The sequence below is a fragment of the Achromobacter sp. NPDC058515 genome, from assembly GCF_042721735.1.
Classification (GTDB): domain Bacteria; phylum Pseudomonadota; class Gammaproteobacteria; order Burkholderiales; family Burkholderiaceae_B; genus Achromobacter.
On sequence record NZ_JBHXNI010000002.1, the window covers coordinates 120,782 to 142,283 of the forward strand.

Here is a 21,502-nt window from a genome sequence, read left to right on the forward strand (position 1 = left end):
CCTCTCATATAATTAATATCCATTCTCATTCAATGCTTGCCCTCGCATCCAGCCCGACGCGCCATGACCGAATCCCCACCTCCTCCCTCAGCGGATTCGATGACGGCGTTGTATGCGAGCCACCACGGCTGGCTGCTGGGCTGGCTGCGCAAGCGCCTGGGGAGCGCGGCCGACGCCGCAGATCTGGCGCATGACACCTTTGTCCGCGTGCTGGTGCAGGCGCGCCCCGATATCCGCGAGCCGCGCGCCTTTTTGTCCACGGTGGCAGGCGGCATCCTGGCCAACTTCTATCGGCGCCGCGACGTCGAGCAAGCCTTTCTGCGCACGCTGGCGAACCTGCCTGAAGCCCAGGCGCCTTCGCCGGAGACCCGGGCGATCGTGCTGGAGACGCTGGTGGAGATCGACCGGCGCCTGGGCGGCCTGCCCGCGCCCGTGCGGCGGGCCTTCCTGCTGGCGCAGGTGGACGGCATGAAGCAGTCGGAGATTGCGCGGGCGCTGGGCGTGTCCTTGCCGACGGTGCAGCGCTATGTGGCCCGTGCCTTGCTGCAGTGCTTTTTCTGATGACCAGCCAAAGAGACCCTGCCGCGAGCGCCGCCGATCCGTCGCGTTTTGTTCCCGCCACGCCGATCGCCGAGGCGGTCGCGCGGCAGGCGGTGGACTGGTTCGTGCGCCTGCGCGCCGACAAGGTCGGCCCGGACGTGCAGCTTGGATGGCGGGCCTGGGTGCAGGCCGACGCCGAGCACGCTCGCGCCTGGGACCACTTGCAGCATTGCGCCGGCGACGTCGCCGGCTTGTCGTCGCCCCTGGCGCATGCCGCGCTGGCCTGTCCGGCCGGATCCGGCCGCCGCCGCTTCATGAAGTCCGCCGCTTTGCTGGCGGCTGGCGCCGGCGCGGCCTGGTGGGGCGTGCGGACCGAACCGTGGCAGCCGCTGTTGGCGGACGTCAGCACGCGGGTGGGCGAACAACGCCGCATCACGCTGCCCGACGGCTCGCGGGTCCTGCTGAATACCGACAGCGCCATCGACATCGGGACGGGCGGCGAACGCCGGATCCGCCTTGCCCGCGGTGAAATCATGGTGGACGCCCTGCGGGCCGAAGGCGCGCCGCCTTTCATCGTGCAGACCCGGCACGGCGAGGTGGAAACGCCGGGGTCGCGCCTGGCATTGCGGCTGGAGGCCGCCCGCAGCGTGGCCCATGCCCTGACCGGACCGCTCCTGCTCACGCCGGCGGGCGCGCCGGATCTGCGCCGCGAGCTGGCGGCCGGGCAGCACGCCGCGTTCACGGCTGCGCTGGTCGAGCTGCCCACGCCGAGCTCTCCGGAAGACCTGAGCTGGAGCGATGGCGTGCTGGCGGCGCACAACATGCGGCTGGAGGAGTTCCTGGCGGAGCTGGCGCGGTATCGCCCGGGCGTCATCCGCTGCGACCCGCAAGTGGCCAGCCTGCGGGTGTCGGGCGTGTACCCGCTGGACGACACCGGCAAGGTGCTGGACACGCTGGCGTTGACACTGCCGGTGCGCGTGCGCTCGCTGACGCGCTACTGGGTGTCCTTGGGGCCGCGCGAAGGCGCCGCCTGACCGATCTTCAAGGAATTTTCAAATTCCGGGCTTTCGTGTGATGGGTTTTTCGATCTCGCGTGGCATAGGAGCTGAAGTCCTATCGTCACCTCCTACGAAAACGAGAACCCCATGAGTCATCCCGTCTCCCTGGCCCGGCGCGTCCCGCGTCCGTCCTTGCGCGCCCTGGCGCTGGCGCTGAGCATTTCCGGCGCCCTGCCCGCCGCCCTGCTTTCCCCCGCCAGCGCGCAGGCGCAAGCCGCCGCGGCCACGTACCGGATTCCGGCCGGCCCGCTGGCCGACGCGCTGCAGCGTTTCGGCCGCGAGTCGGGCCTGATGCTCTCTTACGCCGCGGCGGATGTGGAAGGCAAGCAAAGCGCGGGCGTGAGCGGCGCCTACCGCGCTGAAGAAGCCTTGGCCGCGCTCCTGGCCGGCACGGGACTGGCGGCGCAGCGCCTACCCAATGGCAGCTACGCCTTGCGGCCGGCGGGTCCGGGCCCGGTCGCCACGCTGGCGCCGATCGAGGTGGCGGGCAATGCCCTGTCCGGCCGCGCGTGGGGGCCGATGGATGGCTTCGTGGCGCGCTACAGCATGACCGGCACGAAGACCGACACTCCGCTGATCGAGACCCCGCAATCGATCTCCGTCGTGACGCGCGACCAGATGACATGGCAGGCGGTCCAGAAGACCGAACAGGCCTTGCGCTACGAAGCCGGCGTGCGGGCCGAGACCGCCGACGACCTGCGCCACCAGAACATCTCCGTGCGCGGCTTCAGCGTGGCGGCGTCGAACCAGGGCATCTACCTGGACGGACTCGCCCTGGCCACCCGCTACTACGGCTCGTACGACGTCAACCCCTACGCCCTGGAGCGCGTGGAAGTGCTGCGCGGGCCGGCTTCCCTGCTCTATGGCCAGAACCAGCCCGGCGGCATCGTCAACCAGGTCAGCAAACGGCCCACCGAAACGCCGCTGCGCGAAGTGGAGTTCACCACCGGCGATCCCGGCCGCGCCCAGGTGGGCTTTGACTTCAGCGGCCCGGCGACCGAAGACGGGCAATGGCTGTACCGCCTGACCGGCCAGGGCCGCAACGCCGATACCGAAGTGGACACCGTGCGCGACAAGCGCGCCTTCATCGCGCCGGCGTTCACGTGGCAGCCCAGCGCCGCCACCCATTTCACGGTGCTGACGAACTTCCAGCGCATCCGCGCGGGCTCCACCGACCAATGGCTTCCGTCGGTGGGCACCCTCACCCCTACGCCCTACGGCCGGATTTCGCGCAGCTTCTTCTCCGGCGAGCCCGACTTCGACCGCTACGACAAGGACCAGGCGATGCTGGGCTACCTGCTGGAGCACAAGTTCAACGACAGCTGGACGCTGCGCCAGAATGCCCGCTACAACCAGAACCGCACGCACTATCGCGCGCTGATTTCGGAGCTGGGATGGGGCACGCTGCCGGGCGGCGAGCCCGACTACCAGTCGCTGCAGCGCTACGCCTTCAGTTCCGAGGAAAAGGCGCGCACGCTGGCGCTGGACACCCAGCTGCAGTATCAAGGCCGGACGGGCGCGTTCGCGCATACCGTGCTGATGGGCCTGGACTACCAGCAGTCGACCTTCGACACCCAGCTGGGTTTCGGCATGGACGGCGTGCCGCCCATCAATCCCTTCGATCCGGTCTACGGCTACCAGATCGACGCGCCGCCCATCTACAACGACACCTATCAGCGCATGCGCCAGCTTGGACTGTACGCGCAGGACCAGGTGAAGATCATGGACAAGGTGGTCGTGACGGCGGGCGGGCGTATGGACTGGTCCGAGGCCAGCACCCGCAACAACCTCACCGGCACCCGCACGCAGCAGAACGACAACGCGTTCACCGGCCGCGTCGGCATGGTGTACCTGTCCGACACCGGGCTGGCGCCATATGTCAGCTACGCCACCTCGTTCCGCCCGCAGGCGGGCACGACGTTCGACGGCACGCCGTTCAGGCCGACCAAGGGCGAGCAGTACGAGGCGGGAGTGAAATTCCAGCCCAAGGGCTACGACAGCTTCGTGACCGCGTCGGTCTTCCAGATCGAGCAGCGCAATGTGCTGACGCGCGATCCGGAGCACGCGAATTCGCAGGTGCAGACGGGCGCGGTGCGCTCCGAAGGCTTCGAGCTGCAAGGCAAGGCGTCCCTGACCCGCAACCTGGGCATCGTGGCCGCCTACACCTACACCGACATCAAGACGGTATCCAGCAACTACCCCGAGCAGGTCGGCAAGGCGCCTTTCGCCGGCGTGCCCAAGCACATGGCGTCCTTGTGGGTGGACTACACGATCGATGCGGGACCGCTGGCCGGCCTGGGCTTTGGCGCGGGCGCCCGCTACCTGGGCACCACGTTCAGCGACCTGGACAACGCCGTGAAGGTGCCCTCCGTGACGCTGGCCGATGCCGCGATCCGCTACGACCTGGGCCGCGCCAGCCCGTCCATGAAGGGCGCCAGCCTGAGCCTGAATGCGTCGAACCTGTTCGACAAGGAGTACGTGGCCTCTTGCAACAACGTGAACCTGTGCTTCTACGGGCCTGGCCGCGTGGTGCTCGCCACGCTGCGGTACAACTGGTGACGCGAGGCGCTTGATCGCTTGACGTTGGAGAATGATCGTTCTACCATCTGCGCATTGCAGCTAGAACGATCATTCTCCATGTCCGCCACCACGCCAGATTCCCCCTCCGCCACGCAGGAAAAGCTGCTGCGCGCCACCGAAGCGCTGATCTACAGCGGCGGCATCAGCGCCACCGGCATGGATCTCATCGTCAAGACCTCGGGCGTGGCGCGCAAGAGCATCTACAAGCACTACCCCACCAAGGAAGCCCTGGTGGCCGCGGCCCTGCAGGCGCGCGACGAACGCTGGATGCAGTGGTTCGTGACGGCCACCTCGGCCGCGCCGACTCCCCACGCCCGCCTGCTGTCGATCTTCGACGCGCTGCGCGCATGGTTTGCTTCCGAGGGGTTCCGGGGCTGCGCATTCATCAATGCCGCCGGCGAGACCGGCGATCCGGCCAGCCCCATCCTTGCGGTTGCCCGGCAGCACAAGGAACGGCTGCTCGCCCATGTGCTGGCGCTGGTCCAGGATGCCGGCCTGCCGCGGCCCGAGGAGCGCGCGCGCCAGCTGCTGGTGCTGATCGACGGCGCCATCGCCGTGGCGATGGTCACGGGCGACCTGTCCATCGCCGACAGCGCGGAGCGCGCGGCGGCCACGCTGCTGGCCAGCAGCGGCTGAGCGGCGCGCAGCCAGGCTTTCCCTTCCCGCTTTTCCACCCCTGTACACGAGGCCCCGCCATGACATCGACGACTGAAACCCGCCCGCCCCTACCCCCCTTCACGCACAAGAGCGCCGTGCAGAAAGTCCGCCTGGCCGAGGACGGCTGGAACAGCCGCGATCCCGACAAGGTGGCGCTGGCCTACAGCGTGGATACGCATTGGCGCAACCGCGCGGAGTTCGTGACGAACCGCGACGAAGCGCGCGCCTTCCTGGCGCGCAAATGGGCGCGTGAGCTGGACTACCGGCTGATCAAGGAGCTGTGGGCGTTCACGGACAACCGCATCGCGGTGCGCTATGCCTATGAATGGCATGACGATTCCGGCAACTGGTTCCGGTCCTACGGCAACGAGAACTGGGAATTCGGCGAAGACGGACTGATGATCAACCGCTATGCCTGCATCAACGACCTGCCCATCAAGGAGGCGGACCGCAAGTTCCGCTGGCCGCTGGGCCGCCGCCCGGATGACCATCCGGGCCTGTCGGAACTGGGCCTGTAGAACGCCTGGCCAGGCCTACTCCTCGTAGGCCTGCAACAGCTTGCCGAGCAGGCCGCTCAGCTGTTCCTGTTCGGCGGCATTCAGGGGCGACAGCACCTCCGCCTGGTTGTGCAGGTGCGCCACCACCGCCTCGTCGATGAGCTTGATCCCCCGCTTGCTCAGCATGACCAGGGTGGCGCGGCCGTCGCTGGGATTCGCCGTGCGGGCGACCAGGCCGGCCTTCTCCAGGCGGTCGATGCGGTTGGTCATGCTGCCCGACGAGATCATGGCGTCCTCGTACAGCGCGGTGGGCGTCAACGCATAAGGCTTGCCGCTGCGGCGCAGCGTCGCCAGCACGTCGAATTCGCCGGGCTGCAGCCCGAACTGCGCGAACAGCGGATTGATCCGGTCCCGCGTGATCACCAGCGCGCATTCGGCCAGCCTTCCCAGCACCCGCATGGTCGACACGTCCAGTTCGGGGCGTTCGCGATTCCATTGCGCCACGGCGCGACTTGCTCTGTCCACGGCATTCTCCATTTATCTTGACGTCAAGATACAATCCAAATATCTTGACGTCGAGATAGTTTACCGAATCGCCCGCCATCTCGCCGGGAATTTCGGATTGGAGCAACCGTGTCCTTTTTTCGTTTGAACGCATGGCAGGTGTTCGCCATCATCCTGGTCGGCCTGAACCTGCGCCCCGTCCTGGCCTCGGTGCCGCCGCTGCTGGATCTGGTGCAGGCGGCAACCCGGATGTCCGATACCGCCGCGGGGCTTCTTACCGCCCTGCCCGTGTTCGTCATGGGACTGGGCGCGCTGGGCGCGGCGCCGCTGCGCCGGGCGATGAGCGAGCAGCAAGGCGTTGCCGCCGGCCTGGCGCTGATCATGGCGGCCACGGCCGCCCGCCTCTGGGCCGGGCAGACGAGCCTCATGCTGGCCACCGGCATCGCCGCGGGCCTGGGCATCGCCGCCACCCAGGCCTTGCTGCCCAGCTTCATCAAGGTCCGCTTTGGCGCGGCCAGCAGCGGCATCATGGGCATTTACTCCACGGCCATCATGGGCGGCGCGGCCGTCGCCAGCGTCGCCTCGCCGGTCATGGCCGGACACGCCGGCTGGCTGCGGGCGATGGCGGCGTGGGCCTGGCCCGCCGCGCTGGCCCTGGCCTGCTGGCTAGCGGCGACCCGGGTTTCGTCGTCGTCGGTGCACGCCGCCAAGCCCGCCATGGCGGGCGCCGCGCGCACGGCCCGTTCCCGCGTCTGGCTGCTGGCCGCGTTCTTCGGGCTGGGCACCGGCGCCTACACGCTGGTGCTGGCCTGGCTGCCGCCCTACTACACCGCGCTGGGCTGGACGCCGCTGGCGGCGGGCCAGTTGCTGGGCGGCGTGACCGCGGCGGAGATCCTGGCCGGCCTGCTGGTGTCCGGCTTCATAGGCCGCCTGCCCGACCGCCGGCCCGCCCTGGCCGTGGCGATCGGCGCCTTGTTCCTGGGGCTGGCCGGCTGGATCGCCGCGCCCGCAGCCTTGGCGTGGCCGGCGGCGGTGCTGGCCGGGCTGGGCATTGGCGCGCTGTTTCCCCTGTCGCTGATCGTGACGATGGATCACGCAAGCACGCCCGCCGAAGCCGGCCGCCTCGCCTCCTTCGTGCAGGGCGTGGGCTACCTGATCGCGGCGCTGTTCCCGTTCGCCGCGGGGCTGATCCGCCAGCACCTCGCCGACCTGACGCCGGCCTGGATGCTGATGGCGGGGATCTGCGTGGCCCTGTTCGCCATGGCGATGCGCTTCGGTCCTCGGCGCGCCACGCCCGTGCCATAAAACGGACTAGGGATTTCCCCCGGTTTGGCGATTAAAAAGGTCCACGGCGCAATTTCCGCTTTGCCTGAAAGGTGAACGGAAGTTTGGATTTTTAGACTCCCGCATTCATTGCAATGTCAGCTTTTGTTCAGAGCAACGTCAGGCAAAAGCACAACAACGGGAGGACAAGACCATGCAATCAAAACGCAGCGCCGTCCGGCGCGAGGCATGGGCCGCGGGCACGATGATCGTGCTGGGCCTGGGCGCCATCGCGCAGGCATCCACATACACCCTGGGCAGCCTGGCGCGCATGGGGCCGGGCATGTTTCCGGCCATTTTGGGCGTGCTGCTGGTCCTGCTGGGCCTGATCATCGCGAAGATGGCGGCCTCGCCCGCCGTGGCCGAGGAGGACGCCGAAGAGATCCCGCCGCCCGAATGGCGCGGCTGGGGCTGCATCATCGGCGGCCTGTTCGCATTCATCCTGCTCGGCAAGTTCGGCGGCCTGGTGCCGGCGACGTTCGCGCTGGTATTCATCTCGGCCATGGGCGACCGCCAGCACACCTGGCGCACGGCGGCCTTGCTGGCGGCGGGCGTCACGATCCTGGGCGTGGCCGTTTTCTCGTGGGCGCTGCAGCTGCAGTTTCCGCTGTTCCGCTGGGGCTGATCGATGGAAATCTTCAATAACCTGATGCATGGGTTCTCCGTCGCGTTCGCGCTGGACAACCTGATGTGGGCCATCTTCGGCGTGTTCATGGGCAACCTGATCGGCGTGCTGCCGGGCATGGGCGTGCTGGCCGCCATTTCCATCCTGCTGCCGCTGACCTACACCATGACGCCCACGGCGGCGCTGGTGATGCTGTCGGGCATCTACTACGGCTCGCAGTATGGCGGCGGCATCACGTCCATCATGCTGAACCTGCCCGGCACCGCGTCGCATGCGGTGGCGTGCCTGGACGGTAATCCGCTGGCGCGCAACGGCAAGGCCGGCTCCGCGCTGTTCATGCTGATGTTCTCGTCGTTCTGCGGCGCCTCGGTGGGCATCCTGGCAATGATCCTGTTTTCGCCGATGCTGGTGGACGTGGCCTTCAAGTTCGGGCCCGCCGAGTACTTCTCCATGATGATGCTGGGCCTGCTGGCCGGCGCGACGCTGGCCAAGGGTTCCGCGATCAAGGGCGTGGCGATGGTGGTGGTCGGGCTGCTGCTGGGCGTGGTGGGCACCGACGTCAACACGGGCACGATGCGCTTTCACTTCGGCATCCTGGAGCTCTCGGACGGCCTGCAGATCGTGGCGCTGGCCATGGGCCTGTTCGGCGTGGCGGACTTCCTGAAGAACATCAACCGCATCGGCGGCGACAGCAAGGTCACGGCGGCCAAGGTCAGCATGAAGTCGATGCGCCCGGAAGCCGGCGACATCAAGCAGTCGCGCGGCGCGCTGGTGCGCGGCACGGCGATCGGCGCGGCCTTCGGCATCCTGCCGGGCACGGGCCCGACCATCGCGTCGTTCATTTCGTATGCGGTGGAAAAGAAGGTTGCGCGCGAACCGCGCCGCTTCGGACGCGGCGCCATCGAGGGCATCGCGGGGCCGGAGGCGGCAACCAGCGCGTCCACGCAGACGAGCTTCATCCCGACCATGAGCCTGGGCATTCCGGGCGATCCGGTGATGGCCCTGATGCTGGGCGCGCTGATCATCCACGGCATCCAGCCGGGTCCGCAGATGATGATCGAACACGCCGACATGTTCTGGGGGCTGATCGCCAGCTTCTGGGTCGGCAACGTCTTGCTGCTGCTGTTGAACCTGCCGCTGATCGGGATGTGGGTGCGCCTGCTTACCGTGCCCTTCCGCTATCTGTTCCCGGCCGCGCTGTTCTTTGTCTGCGTGGGCGTCTACAGCACGAACAACAACCTGTTCGATGTCGGCATGGTGACCTTGTTCGGCGCCGCGGGCTACGCGCTGATCCGCTTGCGCTTCGAACCGGCGCCGCTGTTGCTGGGCTTTGTGCTGGGACCCATGGTGGAAGAGAACTTCCGGCGCGCGCTGCTGCTGTCGCGCGGCGAGCTGTCGATTTTCGTATCGCGTCCGATCAGCCTGAGCTTCATCCTGGCATGCGTGGCGCTGATCGCATTGCTGGCGGTGTCGGCGCTGCGGCAGCGCAAGGCGCGGGAGGCCTTGAAGCACGCGGAATCCGCCGCATAGCCGGCAGTTCTTATGGGGTAGTGCAGCGTTGGCCGGTCTCGATGGGGACCGGCCTTTTTTTCGCCGGGGCCGCGAGCCTCAGGTATCGGGTCCGGTCACGGGCCCGTTGGCGTGGCCGTCGATATGGCCCAGCGGCCGGCCCGGGTCGAGGCGGTCGCGCACGCGCTGCTTGAGCACCTTGGCCTCGGGGAAGCCGCCGTCGCTCTTGCGGTCCCAGATCAGGTCGCCGTTATAGGTGATCTGGAAGATGCCGCCGGTGCCGGGCTGCAGCACCACTTCGCCGAGGTCGGTCGAAAAAGTGGAAAGCAGTTCCTGGGCCATCCAGCCGGCGCGCAGCAGCCACTGGCACTGGGTGCAGTAGAGTATGACGATGCGAGGACGCAAGGCGGGCGGGTTCATAGGCAAAATATTCTACGCGAGCCCGGGCGCGGGCGATCATGGATAATGTCGGGTTTTCCCGGGTTCGCAATGAGCCCAGAGCCTGCAATGAAGTCTGCCCTAACTCCCCGAGGCCAACGCTGGCTGATCGGTCTCTTGATGGGACTGGTCACGCTCACGCCGATGGCCATCGACATCTACCTGCCTTCCCTGCCCGTCATGGCCGACGGTTTCGGCGAGCCCATGAGCGCGCTGCAAGCCAGCATCACGCTGTTCATCTTCGCGGTGGGCCTGGGCCAGATGCTGATCGGCCCGCTGGCCGACCGCTATGGTCGCCGGCCGGTGGCGCTGTGCGGGGCCTTGGCGTATCTGCTGGGTTCGGCGCTGGGCGCGGCCGCCACGTCGCTGGACATGTTCTATGCGGCGCGCGTCATCCAGGGCCTGGGCGCATGTTCGGCGTCCCTGGTGGCGTTTGCCGCGGTGCGGGACTGTTTCAGTCCGGCCGTGGGCGCCCGGGTGTACAGCTATCTGAACGGCGCGTTGTGTTCGGTGCCGGCGCTGGCGCCGATGCTGGGCGGCGTGCTGGCGGTGCATGCGGGCTGGCGCAGCACCTTCGTCTTCATGGCGGTGTTCTCGCTGGCGCTGGCCGCGCTGCTGGCGGGGCGATTCGAGGAAACTCGCGCCAAGCCCACGCAGCCGCACGGCGCGCTCTACAGCCTGCGCCGCTACGCGCCCATCGTCGCGAGCGGCCGCTTCCTCTATTTTGCGATGTTCGGCGCGGCCGGCATGGCCATGATCCTGGTGTTCGTATCCGCCGCGCCCGTGGTCCTGGTGCAGCAGCTGGGGTATTCGGAACTCGGGTTCGCCGCGTGGTTCGGCGGCAATGCCGCGATCAACATCGCCGCATTTTTCCTGGCGCCCGCGTTCATCTCGCGCTACGGACGCCACACCATGGTGCGCGTGGGCATGGCGGCCCTGCTCGCGGCCTCGGCCATGCATTTTTGCGCGTGGCAGTGGGCGCCCCTGTCGGCCTGGATCTTCATGCTGCCGGTGGCCGTGCTGACGGTGGGGTTTTCGCTGGCGCTGGGGTCGGGCCTGAGCCTGGCGCTGGAGCCTTTCGCCGAGCGCGCCGGCACCGCCGCCGCGGTGTATGGCCTGTTCCAGATGAGCGGCTCGGCCGTCATCGCCACCCTGCTGCTGGACAGCGGCATGGCGCCCCAGGCGGCCATGGCGCTGATCGGCGCGGCGATGGTGGCGCCGCTGATGTGCCTTTCGCCGGCCATCGCCCGGCGCCTGGCCGCCGGCGCCTGAGCCGGGGCCGCCCGCCGTGCGCTAGTATCCAGGGACACCCCTTCCTGGAGGCGACATGTCCATAGAACAACCGGCGGACCAGCCGCCGCTGCTGCGCAGCGCCGAGGGCGGCGTCGTGACGCTGCGCATGAACCGCCCTTCGCAATTCAACGCGCTGTCCGAGGCCCTGCTGGGCGCGCTGCAAGCAGAGATCGACGCGCTGGCGCGAGACCCCGGCGTGCGCTGCGTGGTGCTGCAATCCGAGGGCCGCGCCTTCTGCGCCGGACACGATCTGCGCGAGATGCGCAGCCAGCCCGAGCTGGACTACTACCGCGAGCTGTTCCGCAAATGCGGCAACGTCATGCAGGGCTTGCAGGCGCTGCCCGTGCCCGTCATTGCCAAGGTGCATGGCATTGCCACCGCGGCCGGCTGCCAGCTGGTCGCAAGCTGCGACCTGGCCGTGGCCGCGGACACCGCCAGATTCGCCGTATCCGGCATCAACGTCGGCCTGTTCTGCGCCACGCCCGCGGTGGCGCTGAGCCGCAATGTTTCGGCCAAGCGCGCCTTCGAGATGCTGATGACGGCGCGCTTCATCGACGCGGCCCAGGCGGCGGACTGGGGCCTGATCAACGACGCCGTGCCCGAGGCGGAGCTGGACGCGCGGGTGCGCGGCCTGGTCGATGAGATCGTCGCGAAAAGCCCCACGGCCGTGCGCTACGGCAAGCGCATGTTCTACAAGCAGCGGCAGATGGCGCTGGCCGACGCGTACGACTACGCGGGCGACGTGATGGCGCGCAACATGATGGAAGCCGATGCCTGCGAGGGCATCGACGCCTTCCTGCAAAAGCGCCCTGCCCGCTGGCGGTCCTAGGCCAGCCAGCCCAGCGTCCAGCCGCCCGCCGCGGCCAGCAGCACCACCCAGGCGGGCGACCAGCGCGCGTAGACCAGCAGGGCGAACAGCAGCACGGCCAGGCCGAAGTCGGCTTTGCCCTGGATGGCGCTGGTCCAGACCGGATCGTACAAGGCGGCAAGCAGAATGCCGACGACGCTGGCGTTCACGCCGGCGACCAGATTGCGCACGCCGGGCCGCCGGCGCAGGCTTTCCCAGAAGGGCAAGGCGGCCGTCAGCAGCAGCGCGCCCGGCAGGAAGATAACGGCCAGCAGCATCAGCCCGCCCGCCCAGCCCGACACGGGCCCGGACGACATGGCGCCCAGGAAGGCGGCGAATGTGAACAAGGGGCCGGGCATGGCTTGCGCCGCGCCGTAGCCCGCCAGGAAGTCGGCGCTGGACACCATGCCTGTCGGCACCGACGCGGTTTCCAGCAGCGGCAGCACCACATGCCCCCCGCCGAACACCAGGGCGCCCGCGCGATAGAACCCGGCTATCTGGCCGGCCAGCGCGGTATCGGCCAGGATGGCCCAGACCGGCAGGCCCGCCAGCAGCGCCACGAAGATTCCCAGCGAGACAAAGCCGGCAAGGCGCGATACGCGCTGCGCCTGATTGGCCAGAATGGGCCGGGGCGGCACCTGCAGCACGGCCGCGCCCACGACCGCGCTCAGCAGGATGGCGCCCAGCTGGGCCAGCGCGGTGGGCAGGACCACGGTGATCAAGGCGGCGGCGATTGCCAGGGCGGCACGGGCGCGATCGGGGCACAAGGAGCGCCCCATGCCCCATACCGCCTGCGCGACGATCGCCACCGCCGCGACCTTCAGCCCGTGTATGGCGGCCGACCCCGACAGCCAGCCGAACTGCGCCAATCCGAGCGCAAAGCCGATGAGGGCAAGCGCGGACGGCAGCGTGAACGCCACCCAGGCCGCGACCATGCCGGACCAGCCCGCGCGCCGCAGGCCGATGGCCATGCCGATCTGGCTGCTGGCCGGCCCGGGCAGGAACTGACACAGGGCGACCAGGTCCGAATAGGCGTAGTCGTCCAGCCAGCGGCGCCGGTCCACGAATTCGGTGCGGAAGTACGCCAGATGGGCCACCGGCCCTCCGAACGAGGTGAGGCCCAGGCGCAGAAAGATCAGAAACACTTCCAGACAGGAGCCGCGTCCGGCTTGCGTGTGCGCGTCGGTGGCGGGCTTGCTGGCGACGTGTTCGTCATGCGATGGGGGGTGCGGCATGGACTTGGGCTTCACGGCTGGCGGGGCACGGGATATCAGGCCCCTGCTCCAAGCTTATAGCCGGGCCGCGCCGGCGATTCAATCGGGTTGAATACAAAAAGAACGCACATGGCCCATATCAAAACACCATTTATGGCACTTTTTCCATGGACCAATCCGGCGCATGCTGCGAGCTCGCTTTTCATCAAAAACAGCAAGTCGTAAAGGTATGTCCATGAGCCAGCGATTGAATTATTTTCAGGTGTCGGAAGTCATGTCCAAGAAGTATCTGGACTTCAGCATGGCGGGAAAAAATGTGCCCGTGATCCAGGAATTCGGCTATCTGGTCGATATCCGCGCGTCGCAGATCAACGGCTGCGGCTTCTGCCTGGACATGCACGTCAAGGAAGCCAGGATCCATGGCGAACGCGAGCTGCGCCTGCACCACATCGCCGTCTGGCGCGAATCCACCCTGTTCTCGGCGCGCGAGCGCGCCGCGCTGGAATGGACCGAGGCATTGACCACGCTGTCGCCGCAGGGAGTGCCCGACACCGTGTATGAAGCGGTGCGCGCGCACCTGTCGGAAAGCGAGATCTCCGACCTGAGCTTTCGCATCATCGGCATCAACGGCTGGAACCGGCTGAACGTGGCGTTCCGCACGGTGCCGGGATCGGCCGACAAGGCCTATGGCCTGGACAAGGCCGGCCTGAGTTGAACGCGGCCCGGCAGGCCCGCCCTCGCCTCACATCAGTTGCAGGATGCGGCGGGCCAGTTGCTCGGCCTGCTCGGCCGACACGATGTTGGTGAAGCTCATCAACAGGCCGGACTGCGCGTCCGGCGCCTCGGACCAGCGCGACAGCGCGTGCGCGTACAGGCCGTTTTCGACCATGCGCGCCGCCAGCGCCCGATCGGCCTGGCGGCCTTCCATGCGCGCCACCAGATGCATGCCCCCCGGTTGCGGCTCGATGCGCAGGCGCGCGCCCAGCACCGCCGACAGGCCGGCCGCGGTGGCATCGCGCCTGTCGCTGTACAGCCGGCGCATGCGCTGGATGTGGCGGCCAAAATGCCCCTCGTTGATGAAGGACGCAAGAATGCCCTGCGTCAGCGCGGGCGCGCCTCCGGCCAGCAGCGCGCACAGGCGCTCGAAGCGCGCCGCCTGCTCTTGCGGCACCACCAGATAGGCCAGCCGCAAGCCGGGAAACAGCACCTTGCTGAACGTGCCGGCATACAGCACCCGTCCCTGGCGATCCAGGCTCTTCAAGGCCGGCAAGGGGCGGCCGACGTAGCGGTACTCGCCGTCGTAGTCGTCCTCGACGATCCAGGCGTTGCTGCGCTCGGCCCAGTCCAGGAGCGCCTGGCGGCGCGGCAAGGACAGAGACAGGCATAGCGGGCTCTGATGCGCGGGCGTCACCACCGCGGCGCGGGCCCGCGGCTCGGCGGCGATACCCGCCTCCACCACCATGCCCTCGCCGTCGACCGGCACGGGCACGGCCTGCATGCCGGCCTGCGCCAGCTGCGCGCGCGTGGGCGGATAGCCGGGGTCCTCCACCCACACCGAATCGCCGGGCTTGAACAATGCCTGCAGGACGAGCTGCATCGTGTTGTTGTAGCCCGAGGTGATGAACACCTGCGACGGCGCGCACTGGATGCCGCGCGCCACCTGCAGGTACGCCGCCGTGGCCGTGCGCAGCGCCAGCAAGCCCCTGGACTCGGGATAGGCCAGGTCCGGCGGCTGCAGGCTGCGCAGGTGCCGCGCGCCGAGCCGCGCCCAGATCTTGCGCGGAAACGCATCCAGCGCGGGCAGCCCCATCTGGAACGGCAAGGGCGTGGGGTGATGCGTCCACTCGCCTTGCGGCCGTGCGAGCGGCTTGGGCGCGGCAGCCGGCGCGGCCGGGGCCTGCGGCTGGAGATTCGGGGCGACGATGGTGCCGGCCTGTCCGCGCGCCTGGATGTAGCCTTCGGCGGCCAGCAGCGAATAGGCGACCTCGATGGTGCCGCGCGCCACGCCGATGTCCTTCGCCAGCGCGCGCACCGACGGAATGCGGTCGCCCGGCTTCAGCGTGCCCTCGGCGATGGCGCCGCGGAAGCGCTCGTAGACCTGGCGGTACAGCGGATCGCCGCTGGAATCGGATAAGGTCAGCAGACCTTCGGGGCGGGCGGGAATCATGGCATAGTCCGGAACTGCTTTTATGGCCCTTCAACTGATGGCATGTGCTTTTTAACATGACGGCTGACTCAAGGGCGGGACATTCGAGCCCGCCCGGTTTTCAGCGCTTATCCAATGAACACATCCATGACAGAAACGGCCCTGCGCCACCTAGAGACTCCGGAAGAACTGCGCGCCTGCCTGCCGCTGATGCGCGAGCTGCGTCCCCACCTGGAACGGGAGGAGGATTTCATCGAGCGCCTCGCCCGCATGCGGCAGGAGCGCTATCGCCTGCTTGCCGCGATGCACGAGGGCGAGGCGGTGGCGCTGGCCGGCTACCGGCTCCAGGAAAACCTGGTCTACGGCCGCTTCCTGTACGTGGACGACCTGGTGGTGGCCAGCGGCCGCCGCGGCGACCGCTGGGGCGCCAGGCTGCTGGAGCATCTGGACGGCGTCGCCCGCGGCAGCGGTTGCGTAAAGCTGGTGCTGGATACCGGCCTGTCCAATGCGCTGGCACAGCGCTTCTATTTCCGCCAAGGCCTGCTCACCAGCGCCATCCGATTCAGCAAGATTCTGGAAACCCCTACCGCATGAACATCCTGCGCATCATCTGCAGCCCCCGAGGCCGCGCCTCCGAAAGCTATCGCCTGTCGCAACGGCTGGTGGACCGCCTGTGCGCCTCCTTCGGCAGCCCGGGCCCCCGCGTCACCGACCTCGACGCGGCGGCCCTGCCCCATGTCGACCGCGACTACGCCGCCGCGCTGAGCGCGCCGATGGACCCGTCCGCCGAGATCCTCGGCCGCGGCGCGCTGCGGCAATCCGGCGAGCTGATCGACGCCCTGCAAAACGCCAGCCACATCGTCATCGCGACGCCGATGCACAACTTCACGGTGCCCTCGTCGCTGAAGGTCTGGATCGATCACGTGGTGCGCGTGCGCAGCACTTTCAAGATCACCCCCGAAGGCAAGGTCGGCACGCTGGCGGATCGCCCCGTCTATGTGGCCATCTCTTCGGGCGGCGAGTTCTCGGGCGATGCGGCGCGCCAGCCCGACTTCCTGACGCCGTATCTGAAGCACGTGCTGGGAACGATAGGACTGCACGACGTGACCTTCTTCACGGTGGAAGGAACGGCGCGCGGCGATGAAGCGCTGCGCGCGGCGCGGGCCAGGGCCGAGGCCAGGATCGCCGCGCACGCGTTCACCGCCAATGCCCGCGCGGAGTCCCTTATCGCCTGAACGGGCGACTGCATGCGGCGTAGTGTTTTCTTATCGTGCCCGTCTTACCATGCACTTTCGCCGCATGGTCAACAAGCACCCCGCAGGCATTACCTGCCTGCATGGGCAGGGCCTGACGCACCCTTTTCTATTTAATCGGGCCGCATTGACACTGGCAAATCGCGGGCTCTACGCTAGCCCGCAAACCTGTCCCGTCATACAGACTACGGAGTATTTCCCGATCCGGATTTTTGTGTTGGAGGCGTGCCATGACGTTGCATAGACCGGGCTTGTTCGCCGCCGCTGTTCTCGCCCTCCTCGTCCTGCCCATCCCGCACGCCGACGCGGCATGCAGCGACAAGAAGATCGCTGCGATGGCGAACGAGGGCCGGTCGGTCAAATCGATCGCCAAGTCCTGCAACATGCCCGCGGCCAAGGTGCGCGGCGTCGTCGACGAGGGCAACGAGCCGTCCAGGCCGCAGGCGCTTGCCCCGTCGCAAGCCCCGCCGCCCGCCAAGGCCAAACCCAAGCCCAGCCCCGAGCCCGAGGCGATCAAAGGCCTGCCGTCCGGCGCCGGGCTTGCCAGCTGCGACTGCAAGGGCTCCGTGCCCTATGGCAACAAGGCGCCCGAGCTGCGCTGCCAGAGCGGCGTGTCCATCGCCACTCCTTGCCCAGGCTACTGTTCGCCGCATGGCATTGCGCCGTGGCGGCGCATCTGCAGCTGAACGCCTATTTCCGCGCCCCTGCCATGAACCACCGGTAGTACGCGTTGTCGCCGTCGTCCCGGGCGACCCTGTTCAGTTCCCTGCCCCAGGTTTCCCGGTCGCCCACATAGGCGGCCAGCGATGCGCGATAGAAAGCGTCCAGCCGCGCGCGCTCAAGCTCCATGTCCGCGCGCAAGGCATCCGATGCGCCGCGCAAGGGCGGTTCGGTCCGCAAGGCGAGCATGCGGGGCAGCACGCGGGTGATTTCGCGGGGCCGCACCCAGGTGGCGTACTCGATGCCCGGGCGGTCGTCCGTCACCGCCGGCGTGTCGCCCGCAAAACGGGCCAGGCCCGCGCGGTCGGTGACCCAGGTGGACAGCAGCGCGGCCGCCGACGGGATGCCCACCGCCTTCAGGGCCGCGGCGGTGTCGGGCTGGCCGTAGCGCGCCTCGATTTTCGCCGCGTCCAGCACCAGGGGGTCAAGCGAGCCGACCAGCAGCATCTCATGCAGCTCGCTCGTCCAGAGCTGCGCGTGCGGGAAGACCTGGATGAAGCTGGCGACCAGGGCGCGGGTGTCCTCTTCGTTCTGGGTGGGCAGGGGCAGCCATTGAGCCACGATGCCCTGGGGAGCCAGCCTGCTCGCGGCCAGCGCGTAGAAGTCGCGCGAGTACAGGTTGACCACGCCGGCCGCGGACGGCGGCGGCGGTTCCAGCGTGATCAGGTCCCAGCGCTCTGCGCTGGCCTGCAGGGCCCGCCTGCCGTCCTGCACGCGCTTTTCCAGCCCCGGGTCGCTGATGGCCTGATACGTGCCTTGGAAACTGGATCCCGCGCGCAGCACGGCCGGCAGCAGTTCGGCCACCACGCGCTTTTCCAGCGGCCGGTACTGGGACAGCGCGCCGGCGGTGATGCCGGTGCCAAAGCCCACCACCAGCGCGGAGCGCGGCTCGCCGTTGTGGACGATCAGCGGCAGCAGCGCCTGCAAGCGCATGTAGCGCAGCGACGGCATGGCGTCGCCCGAATTGGACACGCCCTGGATATAGAGGCGGCGAAACCGGTTGCCGTTGCCCGCCGGCTCCACCACGGCCACGGTGCCGCCGTGGCTTTCTTCGTAGAACACGAGGCCTGCGCCGCTGGCCCCCGGCAACAGGCGCGCAAATTGGTCCGCCCGCGCCGTGACGGCCACGGCCAGCGTCGCCAGGCCGATCAGGCCCGTGATCCAGCCGCTCGTTGTTGCGCCTGACCCGGCCGCGCCGCCGCGCCATCCGCGCCACGCCGCCGCGGCGCCCACCAGGGCGGCTAGCGCCGCCAGGATGCCCAGGCTGCGCACCAGCCCCAGCGCGGGCACCAGCACGAAGCCCGTCAGCAAGGTGCCGGCGATGCCGCCCAGGGTATTGCAAGCGAGCACGGCGCCGACCTCGCGCCCCACCCGCTGGCCGCCCACCGCGATGCGCAGCACCGCGGGAAACGCCGCGCCCAGCAAGAGCGTGGGCGCCAGCACAAAGCTGGCCGCCGCCACGGCAAAGCGGGCGCACATGCCGGCGAATGCGCTGCCGGTCCATTGCACAATCGCGGCTTCGGCGTAGGTCTGCGCCACGATCAGCCACCTGCCCAGCACCGCGACCTCCAGCACGGCGATCAGCCCTGCCCCGGCGATCAGCGCCCCGAACACGGTCGAGGGATGGCGCACGCGGTGCGCGACACGCGAGTACAGCGCCGCGCCGATCGCCAGCCCCGTCAGGTAGGTGGCCAGCACGATGGCGAACGCGAAGGCGCGCGTGCTCATGAAGGGCACGATCATCTGCGACCAGATCACTTCGTAGCCCAGCGCGATGCCGCCCGCCACGGCGTACAGCGCCACGGCCAGGCGCGCTTCGCCCGACAGCGGGCGCGAGGCCTCGCGGGCGGCGGCCGGCACGGCGGGCTCGCCCGCTTTCTGGTCCAGCGCCCATGCGCCCAGGGCGGCCAGCAGGTTCAGGCCGGCCGCGGCCAAAGCCGCGCCCTGCACGCCGAAGCGCGGGATCAGGAAAAAAGCGGGCAGCAAGGCGCCCAGGATCGCGCCGCAGGTATTGGCGGCGTAGAGAATTCCGCCCCGGCGGCTGGCGCCGCCGTCCTGCCGGTTGACCGCCCGCAGCAGCACCGGCAAGGTGCCGCCCATCAGAAAGGAAGGAAGGGCCACGACCAGGCCGACCAGCAGCCAGGCGGCCGCGCCGCTGCGCGCCTCGACCGCGACGAAAGGGGCCGCGCTGTGCGCCAGCGCCCAGGTCACGGCCACGCAGGACACCGCGACCGCGGCTTCCAGCAAGGCATAAAACCGCAGCGGCCGCCGCAGGCGGTCCGCCCGCCGGCCCAGCACCCAGCCGCCCAGCGCCAGGCCCAGGAAGAACGCGCTGACCGCGCCGGCGATCGCGCTGACCTCCACGCCGACCACCAGCGACAACTGCTTGATCCACAACACCTGGAAGACCAGCGCCGCCGCGCCCGACAGGAACAGCAAGGCCGCCGGCCGCGACGTCGTCAAGGTTCCCGCGCCGTCCCGCGCCGCTTGCGCGTCCAGGCCTTTCATTGCCGCCACCTCACCTGCCTCCATGCCCATTACGCCGTTCCTCTAGCGTGTTGCCGGGCGGCGCGACGCGCGCCGCCCGGTTTTTCCTGGCGCCCTGCCGGCGCCGGGATCACTCGTTACTTCGCTTTCTGCTTTTCCATCTCTTCGAAGTGCTTCTCGATGGACTTATCCACCTCCCTTTGCACCTGATCCACACTGAAACTGGCAGGCCGCTGACTCGGGGGATATGCCACGAAGGTTTGCAGGAACTCCGAGGCCTTCATCGTCGCAATACCCGTCAGATACGCGTTCTTCCCCAGCCAATCGTTGTATTGATCGGAGGTGATGTCGGCGCGCTCGTAGGGATCCATGCGCAGATTGAAGATCTTCGGAAGCCGCAAGCAGACAAAAGGCTCTTGCCAGATATTGAGGTTGCCCGGCGCACGCTGCTCGCAAAACACCGCCTTCCAGTCGCCGAAGCGCATGCCGACCAGCGAGCCGTCGTCATTGAAGTAATAGAAGTCGTCGCGTGCGCTCTTGTCCGACTTGGCGGTCAGATAATCAAGCTGGTTATAGCCGTCGAGGTGGACCTTGAAGTTGGTGGGATTGTTCGGAGGCGTCCATCCCTTGAGCAGACGGTCTTTAACGGACGTATCGCCCGCGGCCGCCAGCAGGGTCGGAAACCAATCCATGCCCGAGACGATGCCGGTCTTGATCTGGCCTTCGGGTATCTTGCCTGGCCATCGGACCATCGCCGGCACGCGGAACGCGCCTTCCCAGTTCGAGTCCTTCTCGCTGCGGAACGGCGTGGTGGCGGCATCCGGCCAGCTCCACTGGTTGGGGCCGTTGTCTGTCGTGTACACCACGATGGTGTTGTCGGCGATGCCCATGTCGTCCAGCTTCTTCAGGAGCTTGCCGACATCCTCGTCGTGCTCCAGCATGCCGTCGGCGTAGTCGTTGCCGGGCATGCCGCTCTTGCCCTTGTTCTCCGGCCGGATGTGGGTGTAGACGTGCATGCGCGTGGTGTTCATCCACACGAAGAACGGCTTGTCGCCCTTGCCGTGCTTGTCGATGTAGTCGACCGCCGCGCCCACCGTCTCGTCGTCGATGGTTTCCATGCGCTTTTTCGTGAGCGCGCCGGTGTCCTCGACCTTGCCGTCCGCCGACGCCTTGACCACCCCGCGCGGCGAGAAGTTCTTCACGTAAGGGTCGTTGGGGTCCTTGGGCCAGTAAGGACGTTCCGGCTCTTCCTCGGCGTTCAGGTGATACAGATTGCCGAAGAACTCGTCAAAGCCGTGGCGGGTGGGCAGGTACTCGTCCTTGTCGCCCAGGTGGTTCTTGCCGAACTGGGCCGTGTTGTAGCCCTGGGCCTTGAGCGCCTCCGCGATCGTGATGTCGCCCTTTTGCAGGCCGACTTCGGCGCCCGGCGCGCCGACCTTGGACAGGCCGGTGCGCCGCGGCGATTGGCCGGTAATGAACGAGGACCGTCCGGCCGTGCAGCTGTTCTCGCCGTAGTAGTCCGTGAAGATGGCGCCTTCCTTGGCGATCCGGTCGATGTTGGGCGTGCGGTAGCCCACCACCCCCAGGCCATAGGCGCTGATATTGGTCTGCCCGATATCGTCGCCAAAGATCACCAGGATGTTGGGCTTCTTGCCGGAAGCCTCGGCCTGGCCCTGCTTGGGCGGCGGGGCCTGGGTCTGCGCGTGCGCGCTTCCCAGGGCCGCCAGGCCCGTCACGGCGAAAAGCGCCGCGCTCAACAGTTTTCTTGCGTTCATCGCTTCATCTCCTTGCCCTCGCGGACAAAACCCGTT

Annotated in this window: 20 protein-coding genes; 14 read left to right on the plus strand and 6 right to left on the minus strand. The window is 68.1% G+C overall.

Going from position 1 to position 21,502, the window contains the following annotated elements; genetic code table 11:
- Positions 1–99 precede the first annotated feature (99 nt).
- The 5 genes from ACFWP0_RS03845 to ACFWP0_RS03865 all read left to right on the plus strand — a co-directional run bounded on the left by ACFWP0_RS03845 (position 100) and on the right by ACFWP0_RS03865 (position 5,353).
- Positions 100–561, plus strand: a complete 462-nt coding sequence (locus ACFWP0_RS03845) for a sigma-70 family RNA polymerase sigma factor (protein WP_377839806.1) — start codon at positions 100–102, stop codon at positions 559–561.
- Positions 561–1,574: a FecR domain-containing protein gene (locus ACFWP0_RS03850; RefSeq protein WP_377839807.1), complete on the plus strand. Its 1,014-nt coding sequence runs from the start codon at positions 561–563 to the stop codon at positions 1,572–1,574. Before ACFWP0_RS03845 ends, ACFWP0_RS03850 begins: the two co-directional genes overlap by 1 nt.
- A 111-nt stretch (positions 1,575–1,685) precedes the next feature.
- Complete coding sequence (locus ACFWP0_RS03855; RefSeq protein WP_377839808.1) at positions 1,686–4,157, plus strand: TonB-dependent siderophore receptor; 2,472 nt, start codon at positions 1,686–1,688, stop codon at positions 4,155–4,157.
- Between the two features lie 78 nt (positions 4,158–4,235).
- Entirely contained in the window at positions 4,236–4,814 is a 579-nt protein-coding gene (locus ACFWP0_RS03860; RefSeq protein WP_377839810.1) for a TetR/AcrR family transcriptional regulator, read from the plus strand.
- Between the two features lie 59 nt (positions 4,815–4,873).
- Positions 4,874–5,353: a DUF1348 family protein gene (locus ACFWP0_RS03865; RefSeq protein ID WP_377839811.1), complete on the plus strand. Its 480-nt coding sequence runs from the start codon at positions 4,874–4,876 to the stop codon at positions 5,351–5,353.
- A gap of 15 nt (positions 5,354–5,368) precedes the next feature.
- On the opposite strand, the gene ACFWP0_RS03870 is transcribed toward ACFWP0_RS03865, so the two are convergent.
- Positions 5,369–5,857, minus strand: coding sequence for a MarR family winged helix-turn-helix transcriptional regulator (locus ACFWP0_RS03870; protein WP_377839813.1), 489 nt, complete (start codon positions 5,855–5,857; stop codon positions 5,369–5,371).
- Between the two features lie 108 nt (positions 5,858–5,965).
- Between ACFWP0_RS03870 and ACFWP0_RS03875 the strand changes: the two genes are divergently transcribed.
- From ACFWP0_RS03875 to ACFWP0_RS03885, 3 genes are all read left to right on the plus strand, one after another.
- Positions 5,966–7,141, plus strand: a complete 1,176-nt coding sequence (locus tag ACFWP0_RS03875; RefSeq protein ID WP_377839815.1) for an MFS transporter — start codon at positions 5,966–5,968, stop codon at positions 7,139–7,141.
- A 172-nt stretch (positions 7,142–7,313) separates the two neighbouring features.
- Positions 7,314–7,784, plus strand: coding sequence for a tripartite tricarboxylate transporter TctB family protein (locus ACFWP0_RS03880; RefSeq protein WP_377839817.1), 471 nt, complete (start codon positions 7,314–7,316; stop codon positions 7,782–7,784).
- Positions 7,785–7,787: 3 nt separating this feature from the next.
- Complete coding sequence (locus tag ACFWP0_RS03885) at positions 7,788–9,314, plus strand: tripartite tricarboxylate transporter permease (RefSeq protein ID WP_377839818.1); 1,527 nt, start codon at positions 7,788–7,790, stop codon at positions 9,312–9,314.
- A gap of 78 nt (positions 9,315–9,392) precedes the next feature.
- On the opposite strand, the gene ACFWP0_RS03890 is transcribed toward ACFWP0_RS03885, so the two are convergent.
- Positions 9,393–9,713 carry a SelT/SelW/SelH family protein gene (locus ACFWP0_RS03890; protein ID WP_377839819.1) on the minus strand — a complete coding sequence of 107 codons (321 nt, stop codon included), beginning with the start codon at positions 9,711–9,713 and terminating at the stop codon, positions 9,393–9,395.
- Positions 9,714–9,800: 87 nt separating this feature from the next.
- Here ACFWP0_RS03890 and ACFWP0_RS03895 point away from each other — a divergent pair, with 87 nt between their 5' ends.
- Positions 9,801–11,003: a multidrug effflux MFS transporter gene (locus ACFWP0_RS03895; protein ID WP_377839820.1), complete on the plus strand. Its 1,203-nt coding sequence runs from the start codon at positions 9,801–9,803 to the stop codon at positions 11,001–11,003.
- Positions 11,004–11,058: 55 nt separating this feature from the next.
- Positions 11,059–11,853 carry an enoyl-CoA hydratase gene (locus ACFWP0_RS03900; protein WP_377839822.1) on the plus strand — a complete coding sequence of 265 codons (795 nt, stop codon included), beginning with the start codon at positions 11,059–11,061 and terminating at the stop codon, positions 11,851–11,853.
- Here ACFWP0_RS03900 and chrA read toward each other — a convergent pair.
- Entirely contained in the window at positions 11,850–13,106 is a 1,257-nt protein-coding gene (gene chrA, locus ACFWP0_RS03905; protein ID WP_377839823.1) for a chromate efflux transporter, read from the minus strand. The two genes, ACFWP0_RS03900 and chrA, sit on opposite strands and share 4 nt — an antisense overlap.
- Before the next feature lie 214 nt (positions 13,107–13,320).
- Between chrA and ACFWP0_RS03910 the strand changes: the two genes are divergently transcribed.
- Positions 13,321–13,800, plus strand: a complete 480-nt coding sequence (locus ACFWP0_RS03910) for a carboxymuconolactone decarboxylase family protein (protein WP_377839825.1) — start codon at positions 13,321–13,323, stop codon at positions 13,798–13,800.
- A 27-nt stretch (positions 13,801–13,827) separates the two neighbouring features.
- Here the strand turns inward: ACFWP0_RS03910 and ACFWP0_RS03915 are convergent, their stop codons facing one another.
- A complete protein-coding gene (locus ACFWP0_RS03915) occupies positions 13,828–15,252 on the minus strand; it encodes a PLP-dependent aminotransferase family protein (RefSeq protein ID WP_377839826.1) in 1,425 nt (474 codons plus the stop codon).
- Positions 15,253–15,378: 126 nt separating this feature from the next.
- Between ACFWP0_RS03915 and ACFWP0_RS03920 the strand changes: the two genes are divergently transcribed.
- From ACFWP0_RS03920 to ACFWP0_RS03930, 3 genes are all read left to right on the plus strand, one after another.
- Positions 15,379–15,825 carry a GNAT family N-acetyltransferase gene (locus tag ACFWP0_RS03920; RefSeq protein ID WP_377839827.1) on the plus strand — a complete coding sequence of 149 codons (447 nt, stop codon included), beginning with the start codon at positions 15,379–15,381 and terminating at the stop codon, positions 15,823–15,825.
- Positions 15,822–16,466 (plus strand): FMN-dependent NADH-azoreductase, encoded by a 645-nt coding sequence (locus ACFWP0_RS03925; RefSeq protein ID WP_377839829.1) that lies wholly within the window; start codon positions 15,822–15,824, stop codon positions 16,464–16,466. Before ACFWP0_RS03920 ends, ACFWP0_RS03925 begins: the two co-directional genes overlap by 4 nt.
- Before the next feature lie 248 nt (positions 16,467–16,714).
- On the plus strand, positions 16,715–17,170 hold the full coding sequence (locus ACFWP0_RS03930; RefSeq protein ID WP_377839830.1) for a hypothetical protein: 456 nt from the start codon (positions 16,715–16,717) through the stop codon (positions 17,168–17,170).
- Between the two features lie 4 nt (positions 17,171–17,174).
- On the opposite strand, the gene ACFWP0_RS03935 is transcribed toward ACFWP0_RS03930, so the two are convergent.
- A complete protein-coding gene (locus tag ACFWP0_RS03935; RefSeq protein WP_377839832.1) occupies positions 17,175–19,712 on the minus strand; it encodes a fused MFS/spermidine synthase in 2,538 nt (845 codons plus the stop codon).
- Positions 19,713–19,828: 116 nt separating this feature from the next.
- Positions 19,829–21,466: an arylsulfatase gene (locus ACFWP0_RS03940; protein ID WP_377839833.1), complete on the minus strand. Its 1,638-nt coding sequence runs from the start codon at positions 21,464–21,466 to the stop codon at positions 19,829–19,831.
- Positions 21,467–21,502: the final 36 nt, after the last annotated feature.

Excerpts from the sequence above, each read along its gene's own strand:
- ACFWP0_RS03845 (WP_377839806.1), top strand. The coding sequence starts at position 100 with ATGACGGCGTTGTATGCGAGCCACCACGGCTGGCTGCTGGGCTGGCTG.
- ACFWP0_RS03850 (WP_377839807.1), top strand. The coding sequence starts at position 561 with ATGACCAGCCAAAGAGACCCTGCCGCGAGCGCCGCCGATCCGTCGCGT.
- ACFWP0_RS03855 (WP_377839808.1), top strand. The coding sequence starts at position 1,686 with ATGAGTCATCCCGTCTCCCTGGCCCGGCGCGTCCCGCGTCCGTCCTTG.
- ACFWP0_RS03860 (WP_377839810.1), top strand. The coding sequence starts at position 4,236 with ATGTCCGCCACCACGCCAGATTCCCCCTCCGCCACGCAGGAAAAGCTG.
- ACFWP0_RS03865 (WP_377839811.1), top strand. The coding sequence starts at position 4,874 with ATGACATCGACGACTGAAACCCGCCCGCCCCTACCCCCCTTCACGCAC.
- ACFWP0_RS03880 (WP_377839817.1), top strand. The coding sequence starts at position 7,314 with ATGCAATCAAAACGCAGCGCCGTCCGGCGCGAGGCATGGGCCGCGGGC.
- ACFWP0_RS03885 (WP_377839818.1), top strand. The coding sequence starts at position 7,788 with ATGGAAATCTTCAATAACCTGATGCATGGGTTCTCCGTCGCGTTCGCG.
- ACFWP0_RS03890 (WP_377839819.1), bottom strand. The coding sequence starts at position 9,713 with ATGAACCCGCCCGCCTTGCGTCCTCGCATCGTCATACTCTACTGCACC.
- ACFWP0_RS03895 (WP_377839820.1), top strand. The coding sequence starts at position 9,801 with ATGAAGTCTGCCCTAACTCCCCGAGGCCAACGCTGGCTGATCGGTCTC.
- ACFWP0_RS03900 (WP_377839822.1), top strand. The coding sequence starts at position 11,059 with ATGTCCATAGAACAACCGGCGGACCAGCCGCCGCTGCTGCGCAGCGCC.
- chrA (WP_377839823.1), bottom strand. The coding sequence starts at position 13,106 with ATGCCGCACCCCCCATCGCATGACGAACACGTCGCCAGCAAGCCCGCC.
- ACFWP0_RS03910 (WP_377839825.1), top strand. The coding sequence starts at position 13,321 with ATGAGCCAGCGATTGAATTATTTTCAGGTGTCGGAAGTCATGTCCAAG.
- ACFWP0_RS03915 (WP_377839826.1), bottom strand. The coding sequence starts at position 15,252 with ATGATTCCCGCCCGCCCCGAAGGTCTGCTGACCTTATCCGATTCCAGC.
- ACFWP0_RS03920 (WP_377839827.1), top strand. The coding sequence starts at position 15,379 with ATGACAGAAACGGCCCTGCGCCACCTAGAGACTCCGGAAGAACTGCGC.
- ACFWP0_RS03925 (WP_377839829.1), top strand. The coding sequence starts at position 15,822 with ATGAACATCCTGCGCATCATCTGCAGCCCCCGAGGCCGCGCCTCCGAA.
- ACFWP0_RS03930 (WP_377839830.1), top strand. The coding sequence starts at position 16,715 with ATGACGTTGCATAGACCGGGCTTGTTCGCCGCCGCTGTTCTCGCCCTC.
- ACFWP0_RS03935 (WP_377839832.1), bottom strand. The coding sequence starts at position 19,712 with ATGAAAGGCCTGGACGCGCAAGCGGCGCGGGACGGCGCGGGAACCTTG.
- ACFWP0_RS03940 (WP_377839833.1), bottom strand. The coding sequence starts at position 21,466 with ATGAACGCAAGAAAACTGTTGAGCGCGGCGCTTTTCGCCGTGACGGGC.